General features: G+C 75.2%; 20 protein-coding genes and 2 tRNA genes. 6 read left to right on the top strand and 16 right to left on the bottom strand.

Going from position 1 to position 20,995, the window contains the following annotated elements:
* Positions 1 to 118: 118 nt before the first annotated feature.
* A complete protein-coding gene (locus tag VER05_RS05890; RefSeq protein ID WP_324844454.1) occupies positions 119 to 763 on the top strand; it encodes a DUF3515 family protein in 645 nt (214 codons plus the stop codon).
* Between the two features lie 66 nt (positions 764 to 829).
* Here VER05_RS05890 and VER05_RS05885 read toward each other — a convergent pair whose 3' ends face one another.
* Positions 830 to 1,984 (bottom strand): D-alanine--D-alanine ligase family protein, encoded by a 1,155-nt coding sequence (locus VER05_RS05885; protein WP_324844453.1) that lies wholly within the window; start codon positions 1,982 to 1,984, stop codon positions 830 to 832.
* 69 nt (positions 1,985 to 2,053) lie between these two features.
* On the opposite strand from VER05_RS05885, the gene VER05_RS05880 reads away from it, so the two are divergent.
* On the top strand, positions 2,054 to 3,220 hold the full coding sequence (locus tag VER05_RS05880) for a trans-sulfuration enzyme family protein (RefSeq protein ID WP_324844452.1): 1,167 nt from the start codon (positions 2,054 to 2,056) through the stop codon (positions 3,218 to 3,220).
* A gap of 67 nt (positions 3,221 to 3,287) precedes the next feature.
* Here VER05_RS05880 and VER05_RS05875 read toward each other — a convergent pair whose 3' ends face one another.
* Entirely contained in the window at positions 3,288 to 4,289 is a 1,002-nt protein-coding gene (locus VER05_RS05875; RefSeq protein ID WP_324844451.1) for an NAD(P)H-dependent glycerol-3-phosphate dehydrogenase, read from the bottom strand.
* Entirely contained in the window at positions 4,286 to 5,014 is a 729-nt protein-coding gene (locus tag VER05_RS05870) for a lysophospholipid acyltransferase family protein (RefSeq protein ID WP_324844450.1), read from the bottom strand. The genes VER05_RS05875 and VER05_RS05870 overlap by 4 nt, the downstream gene beginning before the upstream one ends.
* Before the next feature lie 282 nt (positions 5,015 to 5,296).
* Between VER05_RS05870 and VER05_RS05865 the strand changes: the two genes are divergently transcribed.
* Genes VER05_RS05865 through VER05_RS05855 form a run of 3 tightly spaced genes read left to right on the top strand, consistent with a single transcriptional unit; the run spans position 5,297 to position 7,371 of the window.
* Positions 5,297 to 6,376 carry an ANTAR domain-containing protein gene (locus tag VER05_RS05865; RefSeq protein WP_324844449.1) on the top strand — a complete coding sequence of 360 codons (1,080 nt, stop codon included), beginning with the start codon at positions 5,297 to 5,299 and terminating at the stop codon, positions 6,374 to 6,376.
* A 25-nt stretch (positions 6,377 to 6,401) separates the two neighbouring features.
* A complete protein-coding gene (locus VER05_RS05860; protein ID WP_324844448.1) occupies positions 6,402 to 6,575 on the top strand; it encodes a hypothetical protein in 174 nt (57 codons plus the stop codon).
* Between the two features lie 4 nt (positions 6,576 to 6,579).
* On the top strand, positions 6,580 to 7,371 hold the full coding sequence (locus VER05_RS05855) for a GAF and ANTAR domain-containing protein (RefSeq protein WP_324844447.1): 792 nt from the start codon (positions 6,580 to 6,582) through the stop codon (positions 7,369 to 7,371).
* Positions 7,372 to 7,616: 245 nt separating this feature from the next.
* Here the strand turns inward: VER05_RS05855 and VER05_RS05850 are convergent, their stop codons facing one another.
* The 8 genes from VER05_RS05850 to leuC all read right to left on the bottom strand — a co-directional run bounded on the left by VER05_RS05850 (position 7,617) and on the right by leuC (position 16,744).
* Positions 7,617 to 8,609 (bottom strand): LacI family DNA-binding transcriptional regulator, encoded by a 993-nt coding sequence (locus VER05_RS05850; protein WP_324844446.1) that lies wholly within the window; start codon positions 8,607 to 8,609, stop codon positions 7,617 to 7,619.
* On the bottom strand, positions 8,606 to 9,688 hold the full coding sequence (locus VER05_RS05845) for a glycoside hydrolase family 43 protein (protein WP_324844445.1): 1,083 nt from the start codon (positions 9,686 to 9,688) through the stop codon (positions 8,606 to 8,608). Before VER05_RS05845 ends, VER05_RS05850 begins: the two co-directional genes overlap by 4 nt.
* Positions 9,689 to 9,693: 5 nt before the next feature.
* The gene (locus VER05_RS05840; RefSeq protein WP_324844444.1) at positions 9,694 to 10,548 is read right to left on the bottom strand and encodes a carbohydrate ABC transporter permease; all 855 of its coding nucleotides are present in this window, start codon (positions 10,546 to 10,548) and stop codon (positions 9,694 to 9,696) included.
* On the bottom strand, positions 10,545 to 11,573 hold the full coding sequence (locus VER05_RS05835) for a sugar ABC transporter permease (protein WP_324844443.1): 1,029 nt from the start codon (positions 11,571 to 11,573) through the stop codon (positions 10,545 to 10,547). The genes VER05_RS05840 and VER05_RS05835 overlap by 4 nt, the downstream gene beginning before the upstream one ends.
* On the bottom strand, positions 11,570 to 12,925 hold the full coding sequence (locus VER05_RS05830) for an extracellular solute-binding protein (RefSeq protein ID WP_324844442.1): 1,356 nt from the start codon (positions 12,923 to 12,925) through the stop codon (positions 11,570 to 11,572). Before VER05_RS05830 ends, VER05_RS05835 begins: the two co-directional genes overlap by 4 nt.
* A 190-nt stretch (positions 12,926 to 13,115) precedes the next feature.
* Complete coding sequence (gene murA, locus VER05_RS05825) at positions 13,116 to 14,432, bottom strand: UDP-N-acetylglucosamine 1-carboxyvinyltransferase (RefSeq protein WP_324844441.1); 1,317 nt, start codon at positions 14,430 to 14,432, stop codon at positions 13,116 to 13,118.
* Positions 14,433 to 14,573: 141 nt separating this feature from the next.
* Complete coding sequence (gene leuD, locus VER05_RS05820) at positions 14,574 to 15,239, bottom strand: 3-isopropylmalate dehydratase small subunit (RefSeq protein WP_324844440.1); 666 nt, start codon at positions 15,237 to 15,239, stop codon at positions 14,574 to 14,576.
* Positions 15,240 to 15,292: 53 nt separating this feature from the next.
* On the bottom strand, positions 15,293 to 16,744 hold the full coding sequence (leuC, locus tag VER05_RS05815) for a 3-isopropylmalate dehydratase large subunit (RefSeq protein WP_324844439.1): 1,452 nt from the start codon (positions 16,742 to 16,744) through the stop codon (positions 15,293 to 15,295).
* A gap of 97 nt (positions 16,745 to 16,841) precedes the next feature.
* Between leuC and VER05_RS05810 the strand changes: the two genes are divergently transcribed.
* On the top strand, positions 16,842 to 17,561 hold the full coding sequence (locus VER05_RS05810) for an IclR family transcriptional regulator (protein WP_154728344.1): 720 nt from the start codon (positions 16,842 to 16,844) through the stop codon (positions 17,559 to 17,561).
* Positions 17,562 to 17,775: 214 nt separating this feature from the next.
* Here VER05_RS05810 and VER05_RS05805 read toward each other — a convergent pair.
* From VER05_RS05805 to VER05_RS05785, 5 genes are all read right to left on the bottom strand, one after another.
* Positions 17,776 to 17,848, bottom strand: a tRNA-Glu gene (locus VER05_RS05805).
* A 102-nt stretch (positions 17,849 to 17,950) separates the two neighbouring features.
* A tRNA-Gln gene (locus VER05_RS05800) sits at positions 17,951 to 18,022 on the bottom strand.
* Positions 18,023 to 18,173: 151 nt separating this feature from the next.
* Positions 18,174 to 19,268, bottom strand: a complete 1,095-nt coding sequence (locus VER05_RS05795; RefSeq protein ID WP_324844438.1) for an ABC transporter permease — start codon at positions 19,266 to 19,268, stop codon at positions 18,174 to 18,176.
* A 50-nt stretch (positions 19,269 to 19,318) separates the two neighbouring features.
* Positions 19,319 to 19,915 (bottom strand): ABC transporter ATP-binding protein, encoded by a 597-nt coding sequence (locus VER05_RS05790; RefSeq protein ID WP_324844437.1) that lies wholly within the window; start codon positions 19,913 to 19,915, stop codon positions 19,319 to 19,321.
* 68 nt (positions 19,916 to 19,983) lie between these two features.
* On the bottom strand, positions 19,984 to 20,994 hold the full coding sequence (locus VER05_RS05785; protein WP_324844436.1) for a hypothetical protein: 1,011 nt from the start codon (positions 20,992 to 20,994) through the stop codon (positions 19,984 to 19,986).
* Between the last annotated feature and the right edge of the window lies 1 nt (position 20,995).

Below are 20,995 nucleotides of genomic sequence, written 5' to 3'. Positions count from 1 at the left end.
CCTGCCCTCTCGGCGGACGCAGCACCTCCGGCCGCCGCAGCACCGCAGCCGACCGAGCACCGCCGCGCTCGCCGCCCCGGTTCCGGGGGGTCGGCCGCGCCGGGTTACCGTGGCCCGTGTGAGCCGCTCCCCCCGCCGACGCCCCGCCCGCACCGCCGCAGGGACCGCCGCGCTGGCGCTGGCCGGCGTCCCGCTGCTCGCGGGGTGCGCGTCCACGGTCGGGATCGCGGTGGCCCCCGACGCGGCGAACCCGGCGTGCGCGCGCGTCGTGCTGGCGCTGCCCGAGTCGCTCGGCGACGGGCTGACGGAGCTCCGGACGACCAGCCAGGCGACCTGGGCGTGGGGCGACCCGACGGACCCGGTGACGCTGCGCTGCGGCGTGGCGGTGCCCGGCCCGACGACCGAGCAGTGCGTGACGATGGAGACGGCGAGCGGCACGAGCATCGACTGGCTGGTGCAGGCCGACGCCGAGCCCGCGGACGCCGGCGCCGCGCCGGACCACGACCCCGCGGCGACGGCCGAGCCGACGGCCGCGCCCACCGGCGACCCCACCGGCGACCCCACGGCCGGCGCGACCGCCACGTCCGGCACCGACGCCCTGCTGGACCCCGGCTCGTCCGACTGGACGTTCGTGACCTACGGCCGCGACCCCGCGGTGGAGGTGCACGTCCCGGCGGCGGTGGTCGCGGAGCGGTCGACCTCGTTCCTGGACGCGCTCAGCCCGGCGATCGCCCAGGTCGAGGCGACCCGCGCCTGCCTCTGACCCCCGCGGGGCGACCCCGCCCCGCGCGCGGCCCGCGCACCCGGCCCGCCGGCCCCGGCGACCGCCTCAGCGCAGCCCGGTCGGCCGCTCGAGCGCGAGCTGCAGCAGCTCGTCCAGCAGGTCGGCGTAGGACAGCCCGCTCTGCTGCCACATGCGCGGGTACATGGAGAACGGCGTGAACCCCGGCATGGTGTTGATCTCGTTGACGACGACCTCGCCGCCCGGGGTGACGAACACGTCGACCCGCCCGAGCCCCTCGCCGTCGACGGCCTCGAACGTCCGCACCGCGACGTCCTGCACGCGGGCGATCACGTCCTCGGGCAGGTCGGCCGGGCAGGACAGCTGCACCGCGGCCTCGTCGAGGTACTTGGCCTCGAAGTCGTAGAACCCGTGGGCCGCGTCGGTGACGACGATCTCGCCCGGCAGGGACGCCCGGGGGCGCGCGCCGCCGCGTCCGCCGAGGACGGCGCACTCGATCTCCCGCCCGACGATGCCGGCCTCGACCACGACCTTCGGGTCGTGCTCCTGGGCCGCGGCGACGGCGGCGGGCAGGTCGGCGGCGTCGACGACCCGGGTGATGCCGATGCTCGACCCGGCGCGGGCGGGCTTGACGAACAGCGGCAGCCCGAGCGCGGCGATGCGGGCGCGGACGCCGTCCCGGTCCGTCTCGTAGTCGTCGCCGCGCAGGGTGACGAACGGCCCGACCGGGAGCCCGGCGCCGGCCAGGACGACCTTCATGAAGTGCTTGTCCATGCCCACGGCGGACGCGAGCACGCCGGCGCCGACGTATCGGACGTCGGCGAGCTCGAGCATGCCCTGCAGGGTGCCGTCCTCGCCGAACGGCCCGTGCAGCAGCGGCAGGACGACGTCGACGGCGCCGAGGTCGACGGCGGGCGACCCGGGCTCGATGACCTGGAGCTCGCGCGAGCCGACCTCCTGCGGGAGGAGCACCTGCTCGGGCACCGCCTCGACCTCGGGCAGCCGCCCGTCGACGATGGCCCACCGGTCGGGGTCGTCGGCGACGCGCACCCACCGTCCCTGCGGGGTGATGCCGATCGGCAGCACGTCGTACCGCTCCCGGTCGATCGCGCGGAGCACGGCCCCGGCGGTGGCGCACGAGATGGCGTGCTCGCTGGAGCGCCCGCCGAACAGCACGAGCACCCGGGGGCGGCTGGAGTCGGACGCGGCGGGCCCGGACGCGGGCGCAGGGAGGCTGGACATCGCCCGTCACCCTAGCCGCTGGGTAAGACGCGACCGTCCCGCCGCGCGCGTGCGCGTAGCCTGCGGCCCGTGACCGAGCACGCGCACGACGCCGACCTGTCCCGCGAGACCCTCGCCGTGACGGCGGGCCGCCCCGCCCGCGCGCAGGGCGCGCCCGTGAACCCGCCGGTGGTGCTGTCCTCGACGTACGTGTCGCAGGGCGTGCCCCAGCCCGGCGAGATGATGTACGCCCGCGGCGACACCGAGACGTGGGGCCCGTTCGAGGCGACGCTCGGCGCGCTGGAGGGCTCGGCGCACCCGGCGCTGGTGCTCGGCTCCGGCATGGCGGCGATCGCCGCGGCGCTGTCGCTCGTCCCGCACGGGGGCCGACTGGTCCTCCCCCGGCACGCCTACCAGGTGACGCTGGGCTACGCCCGCGACCTGGCGGGCCGCTCGGACGTCGAGGTGGAGCAGGTCGACATCGCGGACACGGACGCCGTGGTCGCCGCGCTGGCCCCCGCCGCGTCGCCGACCGGCCGCGCGACGTCGATGCTCTGGGTCGAGTCGCCGACCAACCCGATGCTGGAGGTCGCGGACCTGCCCGCGCTGGTCGCCGCCGGGCACGCGGCGGGAGCGCTCGTCGCGGTCGACAACACCTTCGCGACGCCGCTCGTGCAGCGACCGCTGGAGCACGGCGCGGACGTCGTCGTGCACTCGGTGACCAAGTACCTCGCGGGCCACAGCGACGTCGTGCTCGGCGCGGTGCTCACGGACGACGCCGCCCTGCGCGAGCAGCTGCACGGCTACCGCACGGTGCACGGCGCGATCGCCGGTCCGTTCGAGGTCTACCTGGCCCTGCGCGGCATCCGCACCCTCGCCCTGCGCGTCGAGCGCTCGCAGCGCACCGCGCTCGACCTGGCGCAGCGGCTCGCCGCGCACCCCGGCGTGGTCGAGGTCCGGCACCCCGGCCTGCCCGGCGACCCCGGCCACGCGCGGGCGACCGCGCAGATGGCGGGCTACGGCTCGATCATCGGCCTGCGCCCGGCCGGCGGGGCCGAGGGCGCGGATCGCGTCGTCGCCGCGCTGCGGCTGTGGGTCCCCGCGACGAGCCTGGGCGGCGTGGAGTCGAGCATCGAGCGGCGCCGCCGGTTCGCCACCGAGTCGCCGACCGTCCCCGAGGACCTGCTGCGGCTGTCCGTCGGCATCGAGGACGTCGAGGACCTCTGGCGGGACCTGGACCGGGCCCTGCGCGGCTGACGCGCCCGGCCGCGGGCCCCGGGCCCGGCCCCGGGGCGCGGCGCACCGACCCCGGGGACAGCGCCCGCTACAGCCCCTCGGCCTTGCGCGGCCGGCCGAGCAGCAGCGGCGCGAGCGCGTCGACGGGCAGCCCCTCGTGCAGGACCTGCACGACCGCGTGCGTGATCGGCATCTCGACGCCCACCCGCTCGGCCAGGTCGAGCACGGACCGGGACGACTTCACGCCCTCGGCGGTGCCCCCGGTCGCGGCGACGGCCTCGTCCAGGGAGAGCCCGCGCCCGACCGCGAGGCCGAGCCTGTGGTTCCGCGAGTCGGGCGAGGCGCACGTCGCCATGAGGTCACCCATGCCGGCCAGCCCGGGGAACGTCTCGGCCCGCGCGCCGAGCGCGAGCCCGAGCCGGGTGATCTCCACCAGCCCCCGGGTGATGACCGTCGCCATGGTGTTGTAGCCGAGGCCCCGGCCCTGCGAGATGCCGACGGCCAGGGCGATGACGTTCTTCACGGCGCCGCACAGCTCGACGCCGACGACGTCGTCGTTCGTGTAGGGCCGGAAGTACCCGGAGGCGCACGCGGCGGCGACGCGCTCGGCGGTGCCCGCGTCGGCGGAGGCGACCACGGTCGCGGTCGGCTGGCGGGCGGCGATCTCGAGGGCGAGGTTCGGCCCGGACAGCACGGCGAGGCGCTCGTCGGGCAGGCCGAGGGCCTCCCCCATGACCTCGCTCATCCGCCGGTCGGTGGCGAGCTCGACGCCCTTCATCAGCGACACGGCGACGGCGCCCGGCGCGAGGGCGTCGGCGAGCGGCGTCAGCACGGCGCGCGCGGACTGCGACGGCACGGCGACCGCCACCACGTCGGCCCCGGCGACGGCGGCGGCCGGGTCGACCTCCCCCGTGACGCGCGCCGGGAGGTCGACCCCGGGGAGGTAGCGCTCGTTGCGGTGGTCGCGGGCGATGGCCTCGCACACGGCGGCGTCCCGGCCCCACACGGTGACGTCGCAGCCCGCGTCGGCCAGCACGGCCGCGAACGTGGTGCCCCAGGCGCCGGCCCCGAGGACGGCGGCGCGGGTCACGTCAGGTCCGTCGACGCGGCGCCCGGACGCCGCATGTCGTAGGGCTCGGCCGGCGGGGTGCCACCCCGGACGTCGGCGAGCAGCGCGGTGATCGCAGCCATGACGCGCCCCGTCGCCTCGCGCAGCGTCGCGGCGTCGAGCGGCCGGTCGTAGAGGTCGGACAGGTCCACCGGCGGGCCGGCGACGACCGTGACCTTCTTCGGCGGGATCGGCTTGAACAGCTTCTTGTACCGCCCGAGCAGGTCCTGCGCGCCCCACTGCGCGATCGGGACGACCGGCGCCCGCGAGGTCAGCGCGAGGCGGGCGACGCCGGTCTTGGCCACCATCGGCCACAGGTCGGGGTCGCGGGTCAGGGTGCCCTCGGGGAACACCGCGACGCACTCGCCCTCGGCGAGCGCCTGCTCGGCGGCCCGCAGCGAGTCGCCGGCCTTGGCGGTGTTCCGGTAGACGGGGATCTGCCCCGAGGTGCGCAGGACCCAGCCGAGGACCGGCACGCCGAACAGCGACGACTTCGCGAGGATCTTCGGCGCCACGCCGTTGTCGTACAGGTAGTGCGCGAACGTGACCGGGTCCACGTTGGTCATGTGGTTGCCGGCGGCGATGAAGCCGGTGCCGGTCGGCAGGTGCTCGGCGCCCCGCCAGTCGCGCCGCGTGATCGCGTACAGCACGGGGCGCAGCACGCGGGCGATGTTGCGGTAGGACCGGTTCGCACGGGGGGGATGCACGGGAGCCGATGCTACCCGGCGGGGCGGCGGCGCCCGTCGGCTCGCCCCGCCCCCGCGGGGCGGCCGGGCGACCCGGGCCGCCAAGAGTAGAGGGTGGCGTGCCGGGCGCAACCCGTGACGGTGCGCCGGACGTGCGCGCCGCGCTTCCATTTGGCACTATCGACCTCGGTCCCCCGGCTCACCCCCCAGGGCCTCCGCGCATCGTTGGGACGAAGCGAGCTGCGCGAGAAACCTGGTGCGACGTGCACGAACGTCGTCGCACCTCGGCTTCGGAGCACCACATTGTCCGTTTCCTCTCGTCCCTCGACCACGTCGACGCAGCCGCGGTCGGTCGCCCCGGGGACGTTCCACGTGCTCGGGGAGGGCGACTCGCTCGCCTGGTCCGAGCCCGTCTACCGGCTGCACGGCTTCGAGCCCGGGGACGTCGTCCCCTCGACCGCCCTGATGCTGGCGCACTGCCACCGCGACGACCGCGCGGCCCTGGAGGCCGTGCTCCGCGCGGCGCCCGTGCCCGGCGGGGACGGCAGCAGCGTCCGCTACCGGCTGCTGGACACCGCCGGCACCGAGCGCTCGGTCCTCGCGGTGCTGGCCCCGGGGGTCGACCCGCGGCACGCCCACCGCGCCGCGGACGGCGACGGCCGGCCCGAGCACGACGGTCACGCGGTGGCGGACGGCGGCGCGCACCTCGACGGCCGCCCGGCCGAGCGGCTGGGCCTGCTGATCGACCTCGGCGCCGAGATCGGCGCGACCGCGGCCCGGCGCGCCGACGACATGCTCGCCGCGGCGATCGCCTCCCGGGAGCTCATCGACCAGGCCAAGGGCGCGGCGATGCTCGCGTACGGCCTGGACGGCGAGGCGGCGTTCGACTTCCTCCGCTGGCACTCCGAGCACCTCAACGTGAAGGTGCGCGGTGTCGCGGAGCGGCTGCTGCGGGCGCTCCCGGGCCGGCCGGCCGACCGCGACCCCCGGGACGTCCTGGACGCCGCCCTGGCGAGCCTGGCGGACGCCCCCGGGGCGATCGACGGGTCCGCGCACGGCACCGACGGCACGGCGCTGCCCACCTCGCTCACCGTCCGGCACGCCCCGGAGGGCCGCGCGGTGGTCGTGCGCCTCGAGGGCGAGGTGGACGCCGCGACGGCGCCCACCCTCGTCGCCGGGCTGTCCGAGGCGCTGAAGGCCGTGCCGCCGCGGGGCACGCTCGTGATCGACGGCTCGGGCCTGCTGCGGCTCGGCCCGGTCGCGGCCCTGCACATCGCCCGGCTGCGCCGCCGCGCCGAGAACGCCGGCGTCCAGCTCCGGATCGTCCCGCCGGCGTCGAACCGCCCCGAGATGCGGGGGCCGGGACCCGGCGCCAGCATGTGAGGACCGCAGCACGAGGAGGACCCGCATGAGCCAGGACCCGACCGACCGCCCCGACGGCCCGCTGCCCGGCGGCGACCCCGACGACCGGGCGGAGCAGAGCACCCCCGGCTCCGACGGCGACGGGCCCGAGGCGGGCTACACCGGCACCGAGGGCGCGGACGACGCACCGGAGGGTGCCGCGCCCGCGGACGGGCGCTGAGGCGATGAGCGCGGTGGTGCAGCCCGGCACGCCCGACGGCCCCGCGCAGGACGCGGGGCCGGGGGCGTGGCGCGTCGGGGCGCTCGACGAGATCCAGGAGCTCCTGGTCTCCGCGGTGCCGGTCGACTCCCTGCTGGACGCGATCGTGGGGCACGCCGCGCGGCGCGCCGGCGCGTCGGCGGCGATCACGGTCCGGCTGGGTCGGCGGACCGCCGTGGCCGCGGCGTCGGATGCGCTCGCCGCCGCGTGCGACCGGGCCGAGCAGGCGGCCGGCGAGGGGCCGTGCCTCGACGCCTCCCGCGAGCAGCGCCGGATCACCGTCCCCGACGTCCGCGAGGACCCGCGGTGGCCCGCGTGGCGGGAGGCGACGCTCGAGGCCGGGTTCTGCGCGACCGCCGCCCTCCCTGCCGCCCGGCACGACGGCGTGGACGTCGACCTCGCGATCGACCTCTACCACCGCGAGCCCGGCGAGTGGGCCGAGGACGTGCTGCGCGACGTCGCCCGGTTCGCCGACGACGCCGCCCGTGCCGTGGCCGTCGCGGCGCAGGCCCAGGAGCAGCGCCGCACGAACGAGGACCTGCGCAGCGCGATGGCCGCGCGCGCCGTCATCGACCAGGCGCTGGGCGTGGTCATGGCGCAGAACCGGTGCGGGCCCGAGGAGGCGTTCGAGATCCTCCGGCGGGCCTCGCAGACCCGGAACCAGAAGATGCGCGACCTGGCCGCCGGGATCGTCGCCTCGGTGTCCGGCCAGGCGCCGCACAGCCCGCACGACTTCCGGGAGCGCCCGCGCGCCTGAGCCGGGGGGCTCCCCGCGCGCCGGTGCGCCACGACGCCCGTGCGCCACGACGCCGCGGTCGGCGCGTCCCCCTGCGGCGCGCCGACCGCGGCGCTGTCCGGAGGGGCGCCACCCGGACCCGGGTCGGGGCGGGGCCGGCGCCTCGGGGCGTCCCGGCCCCGGACTCGCGATCCGGGCCGTCGCTGGACCCGCGACCCACGCTAGGGGCGTCCGCGCGGGCCGCAACCCGGAGCACCGCCGCGTCCCTACCCGACCGTGCTCGCGCGGACCCGCACCCGGAACGGGACCTCGACCTGGGCCGGCCCCACCGCCGGGTCCTCGACACGGCGGACCAGCAGCCGGACCGCCTCGCGCGCGAGCAGCCCGAGATCGGGGGCGACGGACGTCAGGCCCGCGTACCGGGACTCCTCCACGTCGTCGAACCCCGCGACCGCGACGTCGCCCGGGACGTCGAGCCCGGCGGTGCGGAGCGCGTGCCAGGCGCCCAGGGCGAGCAGGTCGTTGAAGCACAGCACCGCGTCGGGGCGCACGCCTGCGGCGAGCAGCTCGCGCACGGCGCGCACGCCGTCGGCCCGGCGGTACGCGCCCACGCGCGGGACCAGGGCCTCGTCGGGCTCGAGGCCGGCGGCCGCGAGCGCCTCGACGTGCCCGCGCCACCGCTCGCCACCGGTGCTGCCGGGCTCCTGGCGGCCGAGCACCGCGATCCGGCGGCGCCCCGTGGCCAGCAGGTGCTCGGTCAGCTCCCGCGCGGCGCGCACGCTGTCCATCGCGACGTGGTCGGCCCCGACGTCGTAGCGGTGCTCGCCGAGCATGACGATCGGCGTCCGCCCGATCCGCCGGACCACCGTCTCCCGCGGGGTCACCAGCGGGGACAGGATCACGCCGTCCACGAGCCGCGAGGTGAGGTCGACGAGCGCGACCCGCTCCCCCTCGACGTCGCCCCGCGTCTCCTCGATCACCAGGACGCGGCCGTGCTCCTTCGCCGCCCGCCCGGCCGCGGAGGCCAGCGCGGCGAAGTACGGCGACGTCAGCTCGGGCACGGCCAGCGCGAGGATCCCCGACCGGCCGTGCCGGAGGCTGCGCGCGGTCTGGTTCGGCCGGTACCCGAGCAGCTCGATCGCCGCCAGCACCCGGGCCCGGGTCACCTCGCTCACGTGCGGGTGCCCGTTCACGACGTTCGACACGGTCTTGAACGACACCCCGGCGCGGGCGGCCACGTCCCGCAGCGTCACGGTCACGGGTGCCGGCCCACCGCGACCGCGGGCCCGTCGAGGACCGGGGCGCCGTCCGGGTCCCAGTCGAGCGGGGTGAGCCACACCTGCCGGCCGGGGTAGGTCGAGCCCACCGCGTCCGGCGGCCAGGCGTGGTGCACGTACCAGGTCGCGCCGTCGTCGGCGGTGACCACGCAGCCGTGCCCTGGTCCCGCCGCCTCGGGCGAGGACCGCATGAGCGGCTCGTCGCGGGGCTTCGTCCACGGGCCCGTCAGCGCGTCGGCCACGGCCCAGCCCACGCCGTAGTCGGCCGAGCCGTAGTCGTTCGCCGAGTACAGCAGGTGGTACCGCCCGTCGCGGGCCACGACGGTCGGTCCCTCCACGAGGTGGCCCTCCCACGGCTGGTCGTGGGTGATCAGGTCCACCGGGCCCTCGCCCACGAGCGCGGACCCGTCCGGGCTCAGCTGCTGGACCCGGATCCAGGACCGCACGCCGACGTGGTTCCCGTCGTTCTTCCACAGCAGGTGCGGCGTGCCGTCGCCGTCCACGAACGGCGACGCGTCGATCGACCCCCCCTCCTCGTGCTCGCACACGAACGGGGTCGCGGACTCGTCGACGAACGGGCCGGCCGGGTGGTCCGCGAACGCGACGCCCAGGCACTGCTGCTGCGTCTCGCGCTCCATCGCGGTGTAGTACGCGACGTACCGCCCGCCGAGCTCGACCACCTCGGGGGCCCAGTGCCGACCGGCGCCGGTCCACGGGGCGAGCACCGGCATCCCGTCGCCCACCACCTCCCACGCCACGAGGTCGTCGGAGCGCAGGACCGGCAGGGTGCCGAGGCGGCCCTGGGTGCCGTAGGCGTACCAGGCGCCCTCGGCGCGCAGGACGAACGGGTCGGGGAGGTTGCCGTCGTACACGGGGTTGGTGAAGGCCACGTCGCTCTCCTCGGTGCTCGCGGGGTCGGGGTCGGGTCCCGGGGCGCCGTCGCCGCCGCAGCCGGCCACGACCGTCGCGAGGGCGAGCGCCAGCGCCGCGGCCGCCGCCCGGGCCCGCAGGGTCGCCGCCCGGCCGGTCCGGGCGGCTCCGCCCGGTGCTCCTGGTCGCACGCCCCTCACCCCTTCAGCCCGCTGCGCGCGACGCCCTCGACGACGAACCGCTGCGTCAGCACGAACAGGACGATGACCGGGACCGACGCGACCACCGCGCCGGCCATGATCGACGGGTAGTCCGTCACGTAGGCGCCCTGCAGCAGCCGGAGCCCGGCCGGCAGCGTGAGCCGCTCGGGGCTGAACAGGACGTAGACGGGCCAGATGTAGTCGTTCCAGTTCCCGAGGAACGCCAGCACGGCGAGCGTCGCGAGCGCCGGGCGCGTGTTGGGCAGCACCACCCGCCGGAACACGCCCCACTGGTTCGCGCCGTCGAGGGCGGCGGCCTCCTCCAGCTCGACCGGCAGGTTCACCATGAACTGCCGGAGGAAGAACACCCCGAACGCGCCGGCCGCGCCCGGGACGACGAGCGCCCACACCGAGTCCGTCCAGCCGAGCCGGTCGATCATCAGGTAGTTCGGCATGAGGAACACGAACGCCGGCAGGAAGAGCGTCGACACGATGACGCCGAACACCAGCCCGCGGCCCCGGAACGGCATCCGCGCCAGCGCGAACGCCGCGGTCGACGCCACGACCAGCACCAGGGCGGTGTGCAGGACGCCCGCGAGCAGCGAGTTCAGGAACCAGCGCAGCACCGGGTAGGGCCCGTCGAGGCTGAGCAGCCGCTCGTAGGCCGACAGGTCGACGTCCTGCGGCCACAGCGTCGGCGGGGAGGCGGTCGCCTCGCCGTAGGACTTCACCGAGGTCAGGCCCATCCAGAGCAGCGGCCCCACGAACGTCGCGACCAGCACGAGCACCAGCGCCCAGGTGGCGCCGGCGCCGAGCCCGCGGCGCGCCCGCCCCGGCCGCCGCCCGCTCACGACGCACCCCCGGCAGCAGCACTGCGCCCGCGGGCGCCGCGCCGGCGACCGCCCCGCCCGCCACCGCGCCCGCCACCGCGCCCGCCGCCCCGCTCGCGCAGGGCCCAGAAGTTCGCGATCGACACGAGGCCCAGCCCGATCGACAGCAGGTACCCCATGGCGGCGGCCGAGCCCATCTTGTACTGCCCGAGGCCGGTGTCGAGGATCACCATGAGCGCGGTCCGGGTCGAGGTGCCGGGTCCGCCGCTGGTCATGAGGTCGGCCTGGCCGAACATGTTCGCCGAGGCCAGGAACGTCATCGTGAGGACGAACGCCAGCACGGGCCGCAGGCCCGGCAGGGTCACGTGCCGGAACCGCTGCGCCGCGGAGGCGCCGTCCACCTCGGCGGCGTCGTACAGCTCGCGCGGCACGTCCTGCAGCCCCGCCAGGTAGATGATCGTGTTGAACCCGAGGGTCCACCAGACGGTCACCCCGACCAGGGAGACCCAGGTCCACGGCTGCGCGGTGAGCCACGGGACCGGGTCGCCCGCCCCCAGCGCGTGCAGCAGCCGGTCCAGGCCCGTCAGCCCGAGCAGGTGGTTGAGCACCCCGAGGTTCGGGTCGAGCACGAACCGGAACAGCACGCCGACGACGGCGACGCCGAGCACGTAGGGCAGGAACACGACGGCCCGCAGGAACGTCCGGCCCGGGAACCGCCGGTTGAGCGCCATCGCCAGCAGGAGCGGCAGCGTCAGCAGGAACGGCACCGACGCCACGACGAAGATGCCGGTGGCGGCCATCCCGTCCCAGAACCGCTGGAAGACGACGCTGGTCGAGTCGAACAGGTCGGCGTAGTTGCCGAGCCCGACGAACGGCTTGCTCGGCATGAGGTAGTCCCAGTCGTGCAGGGACATCCAGATCCCGCGCACCGCCGGCAGGGCGACGAACGTGCCGAACACCAGCACGAACGGCGCCAGGAACGCCCACGGCGTCCACCAGGCGCCCCGGCGCAGCGGGCGCCGGCGCGGCACGACCGCCGCGCTCATGCGCCGTAGCGGTCGCGGTTGTCGGCGAGCACCTGGTCCGCGCGCGCCGCCGCGTCGGCGAGCGCCTCGCGCGGCTCCTTCATCAGCAGCACGGCCTCGTTCAGCGCGGTGTAGAGCTCGCCGATCGCGTCCCCGATGCCCGGGATCGACGGCGGGAACCGCAGGTCGTCGGCCTGCTCGGCGATCGCCGCCTGCGGGGCCAGGGCGGTGAACTCGGCCGACTCGCGGGCCGACCGGCGCGCGGGCACCTGCCCGCCGACGGCCCACGCCGCGGACTGCTGGGACACCCAGTTGACGAACGTGCGGGCGGCCTCGAGCTGGTCGTCGGTCGTGCCCTTCTGCTTCGTCAGCACGAAGTTGTGCGAGCCGGCCCACGCGGCGTCGACGCTGCCGATCCGGGGCAGCCGGCGGACGCCCCACTCGAGCCCGCCGATCTCGTCGAGCGTGTTGATGGACCAGATGCCGTTCCAGTTGAAGGCCGCCTGCCCGTTCTGCAGCGCGATGAGGTCGGCGTCCTGCCCCACGTCCCGGGCGCTCCAGCCCTTGTGCACCGCGTCGACCATCCAGGACAGCGCCTCGACGCCCTCGTCCCGCGCCCACGCGGCGGTGGCGCCGTCCGCGTCGAGCAGGTCGCCCCCGAACTGCCAGATCAGGGACTGGAGCGTCTGCCCGCCGGTGAACGTGTGCGGGCTCATCCAGTGCCCGGCCACCCCGTTCGCGAGCAGCGCGTCGAGGGCCGCCTCGTAGGACTCCCGGTCCATCGGCTGGTCGTCCGGATCGAGGCCGGCGTCCGCCATCACCGCGGTGTTGGAGAAGAACCCGAGCGGGTGCACGTCGAGCGGGATGCCGTACCGCGCGCTGTCGTAGATGCCGGCGTCCCACACCGGCCGGATGAAGTCGTCCGCGGTCAGCGCGAGGCCGTCGGCGAGGTCGTCGAGCGGGAGCAGCAGCCCCCGGGCGGCGGACGTCGGCAGCGAGTCGAGGTGCTGGATCGCGATGTGCGGGCCCTGGCCGGAGGTCAGCGCGGCGGGCAGCTTGGCGTGGAAGTCGGCCCACTCCATCGTCGTCATCTTCACGGCGATGCCGTCGTGCTCAGCGTTGAACCGGTCGACGAGGTCCTGCATGACGGGGCCGTCGCCCCCGGTGAAGCCGTTCCAGAACGCGAGGTCGACGACGCCGCCGCCCGCGGTGCCGGAGGCGGACGGGCTGCCGCCGGTGCAGGCGGCGACGGTGGCGCCGAGGCCGACCGCGCCGAGACCGGCGAGGAAGCCGCGGCGAGACAGGTCGGCGGCGGGGCGGGGACCGGGCCGGGCCGGTCGAGGGCGTGCGGCAGTACGGGCAGGCTGGCTCACGGTGGCTCCTTCGCCATCGGGGCCAGGGGGCGGCGGCTGAGCGCCACCCGGCCGTTACAACGGATAACCGTGGCCTCTGTCTAGCGAAGCCGTTCCTCCGTTGTAAACCCCCACTTCGCGCGCCTGGGGACCACGACGCCCGCCCGGCCGAGGTGGCCGGGCGGGCGTCGTGACCCCGTGCGGGGCCGCGTCAGTCGCGGTCGAACTTGGCGCCGAGCGCCTCGAGCTTCGCGGTGAAGTTCTCGTAGCCCCGGTCGATCAGGCTGATCCCCCGCACCGCGGAGGTGCCCTGCGCGGTCAGCGCCGCGATGAGGTGGCTGAAGCCGCCGCGCAGGTCCGGGACCTCGATGTCGGCCGCGGTGAGCGGCGTCGGGCCGGAGATGACCGCGGAGTGCGAGAAGTTGCGCTGCCCGAACCGGCAGGGCCGGCCGCCCAGGCACTCCTGGTAGACCTGGATGGTCGCGCCCATGCCGCGCAGCGCGTCCGTGAAGCCGAACCGGTTCTCGTAGACCGTCTCGTGCACGATCGACAGGCCCTTGGCCTGGGTCAGGGCGACGACCAGCGGCTGCTGCCAGTCGGTCATGAACCCGGGGTGGACGTCGGTCTCGAGCACGATCGACTTCAGGTCCGCGCCCGGGTGGAAGAACCGGATGCCCTCGTCGTCGATCGCGAACTCACCGCCCACCTTGCGGAAGGTGTTGAGGAACGCGGTCATCTCGGGCTGGGTCGCCCCGCGGACGTAGACGTCGCCGCCGGTGGCCAGCGCGGCCGACGCCCAGGACGCGGCCTCGATGCGGTCGGCCAGGGCGGTGTGCTGGAAGCCGACGAGCCGGTCGACGCCCTCGATCCGGATGACCCGGTCGGTGTCGACGGAGATGATCGCGCCCATCTTCTGCAGGACGTTGATCAGGTCCATGATCTCGGGCTCGATGGCCGCGTTGGTCAGCTCCGTCACGCCCTCGGCGCGCACGGCCGTCAGCAGCAGCTGCTCGGTGGCGCCGACGCTCGGGTAGGGCAGCGTGATCTTCGTGCCCCGGAGGCGGCGCGGCGCGCGGATGTGGATGCCGTTCTCGCGCTTGTCCACCACGGCGCCGAACTGCCGCAGGATGTCCAGGTGGTAGTTGATCGGCCGGTCGCCGATCCGGCAGCCGCCCAGGTCGGGGATGAACGCCTCGCCGAGCCGGTGCAGCAGCGGGCCGCAGAACAGGATCGGGATGCGGCTGGAGCCGGCGTGCGCGTCGATGTCGGCCACGTGCGCGGACTCGACGTCGGTCGGGTCGAGGCGCAGCACGCCGCCCTCGGCGTCGGCGGACACCCGCACGCCGTGCAGCTCCAGCAGGCCGGTGACGACGCCGACGTCGCGGATCTGCGGCACGTTGCGCAGCTCGCTCGGGGTCTCGCCCAGCAGGGACGCCACCATCGCCTTGGAGACGAAGTTCTTGGCGCCCCGCACGGTGATCTCGCCCGCGAGGGGCGTGCCGCCGTGGACGTAGAGGAGATCGGTCATCCCCCCATGGTGGCGCACGCCGCGACGGGGGCACGCACCCGCGCCGTGCGTCCCGCACAGCGCGCGCCAAACCTCCACATATGGGACGCCCGGGCCGCGCAGGATGCTGCGCGACCCGGGGCGTCCCGGGGGCCCGACGGCTCAGAGGCCGGGGCGCTTCCCCAGGCTGAGCTCGACCGGGCGGGCGGCCTTGATCTCGACCGGCGGCAGGTGCTTGGCCGGCAGGGTCTTCGGGCGCCAGGCGTCCCGGGTGGCCTCGAACGCGGTGATCTCGTCCTCGTGCTGCAGGGTGAGGCCGATGTCGTCCAGCCCCTCCATGAGGCGCCAGCGGGTGTAGTCGTCGATCTGGAACGGCACCACGACGTCGTCGCAGGTGACGGTCTTCGTCTCGAGGTCGACGGTCACCTCGGTGCCGGGCGCGGTCTCGAGGACCTTCCAGATGAGCTCGACGTCCTCCTGCGCGAGCTGGGCGGCGACGAGGCCCTGCTTGCCGGAGTTGCCGCGGAAGATGTCGGCGAACCGCGAGGCGAGGACGACCTTGAAGCCGTAGTCCTTGAGCGCCCACACGGCGTGCTCGCGGGACGAGCCGGTGCCGAAGTCCGGGCCGGCCACGAGGACCGAGCCGGCGCGGTAGGCGTCCTGGTTGAGCACGAACGACGGGTCGCCCCGCCACGCCGCGAACAGCGCGTCCTCGAAGCCCGTGCGGGTCACGCGCTTGAGGTAGACGGCCGGGATGATCTGGTCGGTGTCGACGTTGCTGCGGCGCAGCGGGACGCCGACGCCGGTGTGCTGGGTGAACTTCTCCACGAGCGTGCTCGCTCTCTCGGTCGGGGGGTCTGCGGGGGCGTCGGTGCGGCGGCTCAGGCCGGCTGGAGGTCCAGCGGCGAGCCGTCCGGGACGGCGACGTCCGGACCCAGGTCGGAGACGGAGGACAGGGTGCCGCGGATGGCGGTGGCGGCGGCGACCAGCGGGGAGACCAGGTGCGTGCGGCCGCCCTTGCCCTGCCGGCCCTCGAAGTTGCGGTTCGACGTCGACGCCGACCGCTCCCCCGGCGCGAGCTGGTCCGGGTTCATGCCCAGGCACATCGAGCAGCCGGCGTTGCGCCACTCGGCCCCGAAGTCGAGGAAGATCTTGTCCAGGCCCTCGGCCTCGGCCTGCAGCCGCACGCGGGCGGACGACGGGACGACGAGGACGCGCAGGGTGTCGGCCTTCTTCTGGCCCTGCATGAGCTTGGCGGCGGCCCGCAGGTCCTCGATCCGGCCGTTGGTGCAGGAGCCGATGAACACCGTGTCGACCGCGATCTCGCGCAGCGGCTGGCCCGGGGTGAGGCCCATGTACTCGATGGCGCGCTCGGCGGCGACCCGCTCGTTCGCGTCGGCGATCTCCTCCGGCACCGGCACGGCGCCCGACAGCGGCAGGCCCTGGCCCGGGTTGGTGCCCCAGGTGACGAACGGCTCGAGGTCGGCGGCCTCCAGGACCACCTCGGCGTCGAACGTGGCGTCGTCGTCGCTGCGCAGCGTCTCCCAGTACGCGACCGCGGCGTCCCAGTCGGCGCCCTCGGGGGCGTGCGGGCGGCCCTTCAGGTAGTCGAAGGTCGTCTGGTCGGGGGCGATCATGCCGGCGCGGGCGCCCGCCTCGATCGACATGTTGCAGATCGTCATGCGGCCCTCCATCGACAGGGCCCGGATCGCCTCGCCGCGGTACTCCAGGACGTAGCCCTGGCCGCCGCCGGTGCCGATCCGCGCGATCACGGCCAGGATGATGTCCTTGGCCGTCGCGCCGATCGGCAGGGCGCCGTTGACGGTGATCGCCATCGTCTTGAACGGCGCCAGCGGCAGCGTCTGGGTGGCGAGCACGTGCTCGACCTCGGACGTGCCGATGCCGAACGCCAGCGCGCCGAACGCGCCGTGGGTGGACGTGTGCGAGTCGCCGCAGACGACCGTCAGGCCCGGCATGGTCAGGCCGAGCTGCGGGCCGACCTGGTGCACGATCCCCTGGTCCGCGTCGCCGAGGGAGTGCAGCCGGACGCCGAACTCCTTCGCGTTGTTCCGCAGCGTGTCGATCTGCGTGCGCGACGTCGCGTCGGCGATCGGCAGGTCGATGTCGAGCGTCGGGGTGTTGTGGTCCTCGGTGGCGAGCGTGAGGTCCGGGCGGCGGACGGGACGGCCGGCGAGCCGGAGCCCCTCGAACGCCTGGGGGCTGGTGACCTCGTGCACGAGGTGCAGGTCGATGTAGAGCAGATCGGGCGCGCCGTCGGCGCCGCGCCGCACGATGTGGTTCTCCCACACCTTCTCCGCCAGTGTGCCGGCCATGTTCGGGCGTCCTCTCGTCCGTCGGTCGGTGGGGGCCGACCGGGGTCCTTCTCGGTGCCGACTTGCGTCTCAGTGTGCGAGACGGCAATATCGACCTATGGACAACTCTAGCGGAGTCGGCGTGCTGGACAAGGCCGCCTCGGTCCTCAACGCCCTCGAGGCCGGACCCGCCACCCTCGCGCAGCTGGTCAACGCCACCCATCTTGCCCGCCCGACGGCCCACCGGCTGGCCGTCGCGCTCGAGCACCACCGCCTGGTGGGGCGCGACATGCAGGGCCGGTTCGTCCTGGGTCCGCGGCTGACCGAGCTCGCCAGCGCCGCCGGCGAGGACCGGCTGCTCGCCGCGGCCGGCCCCGTCCTCGCGGCGCTGCGCGACCACACGGGCGAGAGCGCCCAGCTCTACCGCCGCCAGGGCGACCAGCGCATCTGCGTGGCCGCCGCGGAGCGGCCCATCGGCCTGCGCGACTCGATCCCGGTCGGCGCCACGCTGACGATGGCGGCCGGGTCCGCGGCGCAGATCCTGCTCGCCTGGGAGGAGCCGGACCGGCTGCACCGCGGGCTGCAGGGCGCGAAGTTCACCGCGACGATCCTGTCCGGCGTCCGCCGCCGCGGCTGGGCGCAGTCGGTGTCCGAGCGCGAGGTCGGCGTCGCGTCCGTCTCCGCGCCGGTGCGCGGCCAGTCCGGGCGCGTGGTGGCCGCGGTGTCCATCTCCGGCCCCGTGGAGCGCCTGTCCCGCCAGCCGGGCCGCCTGCACGCCGCCGCGGTCGTCTCGGCGGCCAACCGCCTCACGGAGGTCCTCCGCCGCACGGCGGAGTAGCGCCCCGCGCCGCGCGAGGCCGCCGCTCCCCCCGGGGGGTGGCGGCCTCGCGCACGTCCCGGCGCGCCCGACCGGCGAGTTCGGCAGTTCGTGCCCGAGTTCGGCATCTCGCGGTGCCGAACTCGACACCCGAGTGCCGAACTCGGCGCAGGGCGCTCCTGCGCCGGGGCAGCAGAAAGGCCGGCCGCCTGCTGGCGACCGGCCTTTCCTGATGTACCCCCAAGGGGATTCGAACCCCTGTTACCGCCGTGAGAGGGCGGCGTCCTAGGCCACTAGACGATGGGGGCCTAGCTGATCGCACCGCCGGGGCGGCTTGACCGGGTCTTACTCTACTGCATCCTGCTCGGCTTCATCAAATCGGCCTTTCAGGGCCGTTCTGCGAAACCTTGCTGGGGTACCAGGACTCGAACCTAGACTAAGTGAACCAGAATCACTCGTGCTGCCAATTACACCATACCCCAATGGCACTTCCGGACATTCCTCCGGCCTCGCAGCCAGCGCCGACCGGCGCACGGGGCGCCGGAGAGAGCGGGTTGGAGGACCGGCGTACTGGACGCCGTGCCGACCGAGAACATTACCGGACAGTCGCTCGCGAGCCAAACCGGCCACCGGTCACCGAGCGCGGAGCGCCGTGAGCGGTGCTTCTCGGACCGCCAGCAGCGCGGGGACGAGCGCTCCGAGCGTGTTGGCGACCACGCCCGTCGAGGCGCCGAGCAGGACCCAGACCCACGGGATGTGCAGCGCCGTGCCCGCCGCCAGCGCGCGCGCCGCCGCGACCCCCAGGCCCAGGACCGTCCCCACCGCCCCACCGAGGACTCCGACGATCCCCGCCTCGAGGACGAGCGTGGCGATCACGAAGCTGGCCGGAGCCCCGATCGCTCGGTACATCCCCAGCAGGCGCCGCTCGGCGAGCACGCGGAACAAGGTGCCGACCATCACCGCGGCGGCTCCGAGGACCACGATCGACGCGGCGGCAGCCCAGACCAACGACCCCACCGACGCCAGGACGTTCCCGCGCAACGCGTCGGGCTCCGGCGGGTACCGGACCAGGACCGACGACTCCCGGGACGGGGCGAGCACTCGCGCGAGCCGCGGGGCGACCACGTGCGCCCACCCCGGTCGCACTCCGACGACGAGCTCACCCGGCGCCGCCATCGACAACGGCGACCCCTCACCGACCAGCGCGACGGCGTCCAGGAGGTCGACGATCGCCGGTGAGCGCACGACGACGCCGTCGGCGACGAGGCGGCGCCCGTCCACGACGACCCGGTCGAACCGCGCCAGGCCGTCGGCCAGGTGCGCCGCCGCGCCGCCGACGAGCAGGCCCCGGCTGAGCCCGCTTCCCCCGCGCCCCGTCGTCTCCAGACCGAGGATCGCCAGGTCCCCGTCGAGCGTCCACAGCCGCGCCGGAGCGGCCGGGCCGTGCTCGCGGGCGGCCCACACGTCCTCCCGGCCGCCCCAGGCCACCCCGGTCACCCCGTCGATTCCCCTGATCGCCCCGATCAGCTCCTGCCCGAGCTCGTCGTACGGCGAGCCCCGGAGCGGCAAGGACACCTGCAGCGTCTCCGCCGCGAGGTCGTCGAACCGAGCACCCACCTCGGACTCACGGCCCGCCGCCTCCGTCACACCGAAGGCCAGCAGGCCCGACGCCGCGCAGGCGGCCAGAGCGAACGCGATCGCGCGGCCACCGGTTCGTCGGATCGTCAACGCGGTGTGCTCGAGCACGTCCCGCACCCGGGACGAACAGCCGCTGCCTCTCATGCGACGCGGACCGACCCTCCGCTGACGCGCAGGACGACATCGCACCGCTCGGCCAGCTCGAGGTCGTGCGTCACGAGGACGACCGCGCCCCCGCCCGCGACGAAGGACGTCAAGAGGTCGAAGACGCGGGAGGTGTTCGCCTCGTCCAGGTTGCCCGTCGGCTCGTCGCAGAGCAGGACCTCTGGCCGGTGCACGATGGCCCTCGCGACCGCGACCCGCTGCCGCTCGCCCCCGGAGAGGGTGCCCGCGAGCGAGCCGGCACGGTGGTCGACGTCGGCGGCCTCGAGCGCGGCATGCACGCTCGCGGTGCGTGCCGAACGGCGCATGCCGGCGAAGACGCAGGCGAGGGCGACGTTCTCCGCGGCCGTCCTGCGGTGGTCCACCAGCGAGTCCTGGAAGACGAACCCCAGGTGGCGGGCTCGCAGGAGCGCGCGGCGTCGCTCGTCGAGCTGCGTGGTCGACTGCCCCCCGACAAGCACCTCGCCGCGTTCAGGGCGGTCGAGCAGACCGAGCACGTTGAGCAAGGTCGTCTTGCCCGAACCACTCGCCCCGACCACGGCGACCATGTGCCCGGCCTCGACGTCGACGTCCACGCCTGCGAGCGGCGTGACGCGGCCGCCGTCGAAGGTCTGGTGCAGGCCGCGACCCGAGATGGCGATCGTCACGGGACGTCCACCAGGTCACCCGCGGCGAGGAGGACGTCCGCGCCGCTCCCTGCCCTGACTTCACAGAGCGACGCCGTGCACAGCCCGGTCGTCACCCGCACCACCTCGACGACACCGTCGGCCCCGGAGCGCCGGATGCTCGACCCTCCGTCGGGATCGGCGGTGATCGCGGCACGGGGAAGCGTCAGGACCTCGCCCCCCGTCGTCGCGGTCACGATGGCCGCGGCTCCCAGCTCGTCGGGCAGCGACGTCGGGTCGGCCACCCCGAGCAGCGTCCGCGAGCCGTCCACCTCCACCTCGGAGATCACGCCGGACCACCGCGTCACGCCTGTGGCATCGACCAGTCGGAGCTCGTCCCCGGCTCGCGCGTACTGGCCCGCCATGCCGCCGTCCTCGACCGCGATCCGATCGGCACGTCGCCGTACCCCGAGATCGCCCGCGGCCACGCGCCCGCCGACACCGACGGCTGCGGCCGACAGCACCGACCCCGTGGTGTCGACGGCCGCGATGTCGCCGGCGGCCACCGTGTCGCCGCCGAGCCGTGGATCGATCTCCGCCAACGCTCTCAGCGTGCCGGGACCGAGCGGTGCCGCGACCGGACCGGGGAGCACCCCGATCTCGGCGAGAGCCTCGTGCAGGCGCAGCACGTCGGCGCCGACGTCGCCGTCCTCGAGATCGCGCCACAGCGGGAACGGCATGTGCAGGGCGACCACCGGGCGGTCGTCGATCTCGACGAGCACGTCACCCGGGACGATCTCCGCTCCGTGCCGGATCGGCAGCGCGGTCACGACTCCCTCGCGCAGGATCGGGTGCTCCTCGTCCGCCCAGGTGAGCGCACCCGACACCACCTCGACGTCCTCGAGGACCTGGCGCACGACCGGGACGGTCGTGGGGGCGGCGACGTCCTCCTCGTCGGGGCGCTCCGTGCCGCGCCCGGCTTGCCACGATGCAACGGCGACGGTGGCGCCGGAGCCCAGCACCAGTCCGCACACCAGGGCCGACGCCACA

Origin of the sequence: Cellulomonas sp. (assembly GCF_035634735.1) — a bacterium.
GTDB lineage: Bacteria > Actinomycetota > Actinomycetes > Actinomycetales > Cellulomonadaceae > Cellulomonas.
Note: the sequence above shows the minus strand (reverse complement) of the source record. Positions and strands in the feature narration are given on the sequence as shown.

What these genes read in the sequence shown, in the direction of transcription:
- VER05_RS05885 (WP_324844453.1), bottom strand. Translation starts at nt 1,984, where the DNA reads ATGTCCAGCCTCCCTGCGCCCGCGTCCGGGCCCGCCGCGTCCGACTCC.
- VER05_RS05860 (WP_324844448.1), top strand. Translation starts at nt 6,402, where the DNA reads ATGAGCCAGGACCCGACCGACCGCCCCGACGGCCCGCTGCCCGGCGGC.
- VER05_RS05855 (WP_324844447.1), top strand. Translation starts at nt 6,580, where the DNA reads ATGAGCGCGGTGGTGCAGCCCGGCACGCCCGACGGCCCCGCGCAGGAC.
- VER05_RS05835 (WP_324844443.1), bottom strand. Translation starts at nt 11,573, where the DNA reads ATGAGCGCGGCGGTCGTGCCGCGCCGGCGCCCGCTGCGCCGGGGCGCC.
- murA (WP_324844441.1), bottom strand. Translation starts at nt 14,432, where the DNA reads ATGACCGATCTCCTCTACGTCCACGGCGGCACGCCCCTCGCGGGCGAG.
- leuC (WP_324844439.1), bottom strand. Translation starts at nt 16,744, where the DNA reads ATGGCCGGCACACTGGCGGAGAAGGTGTGGGAGAACCACATCGTGCGG.
- VER05_RS05810 (WP_154728344.1), top strand. Translation starts at nt 16,842, where the DNA reads ATGGACAACTCTAGCGGAGTCGGCGTGCTGGACAAGGCCGCCTCGGTC.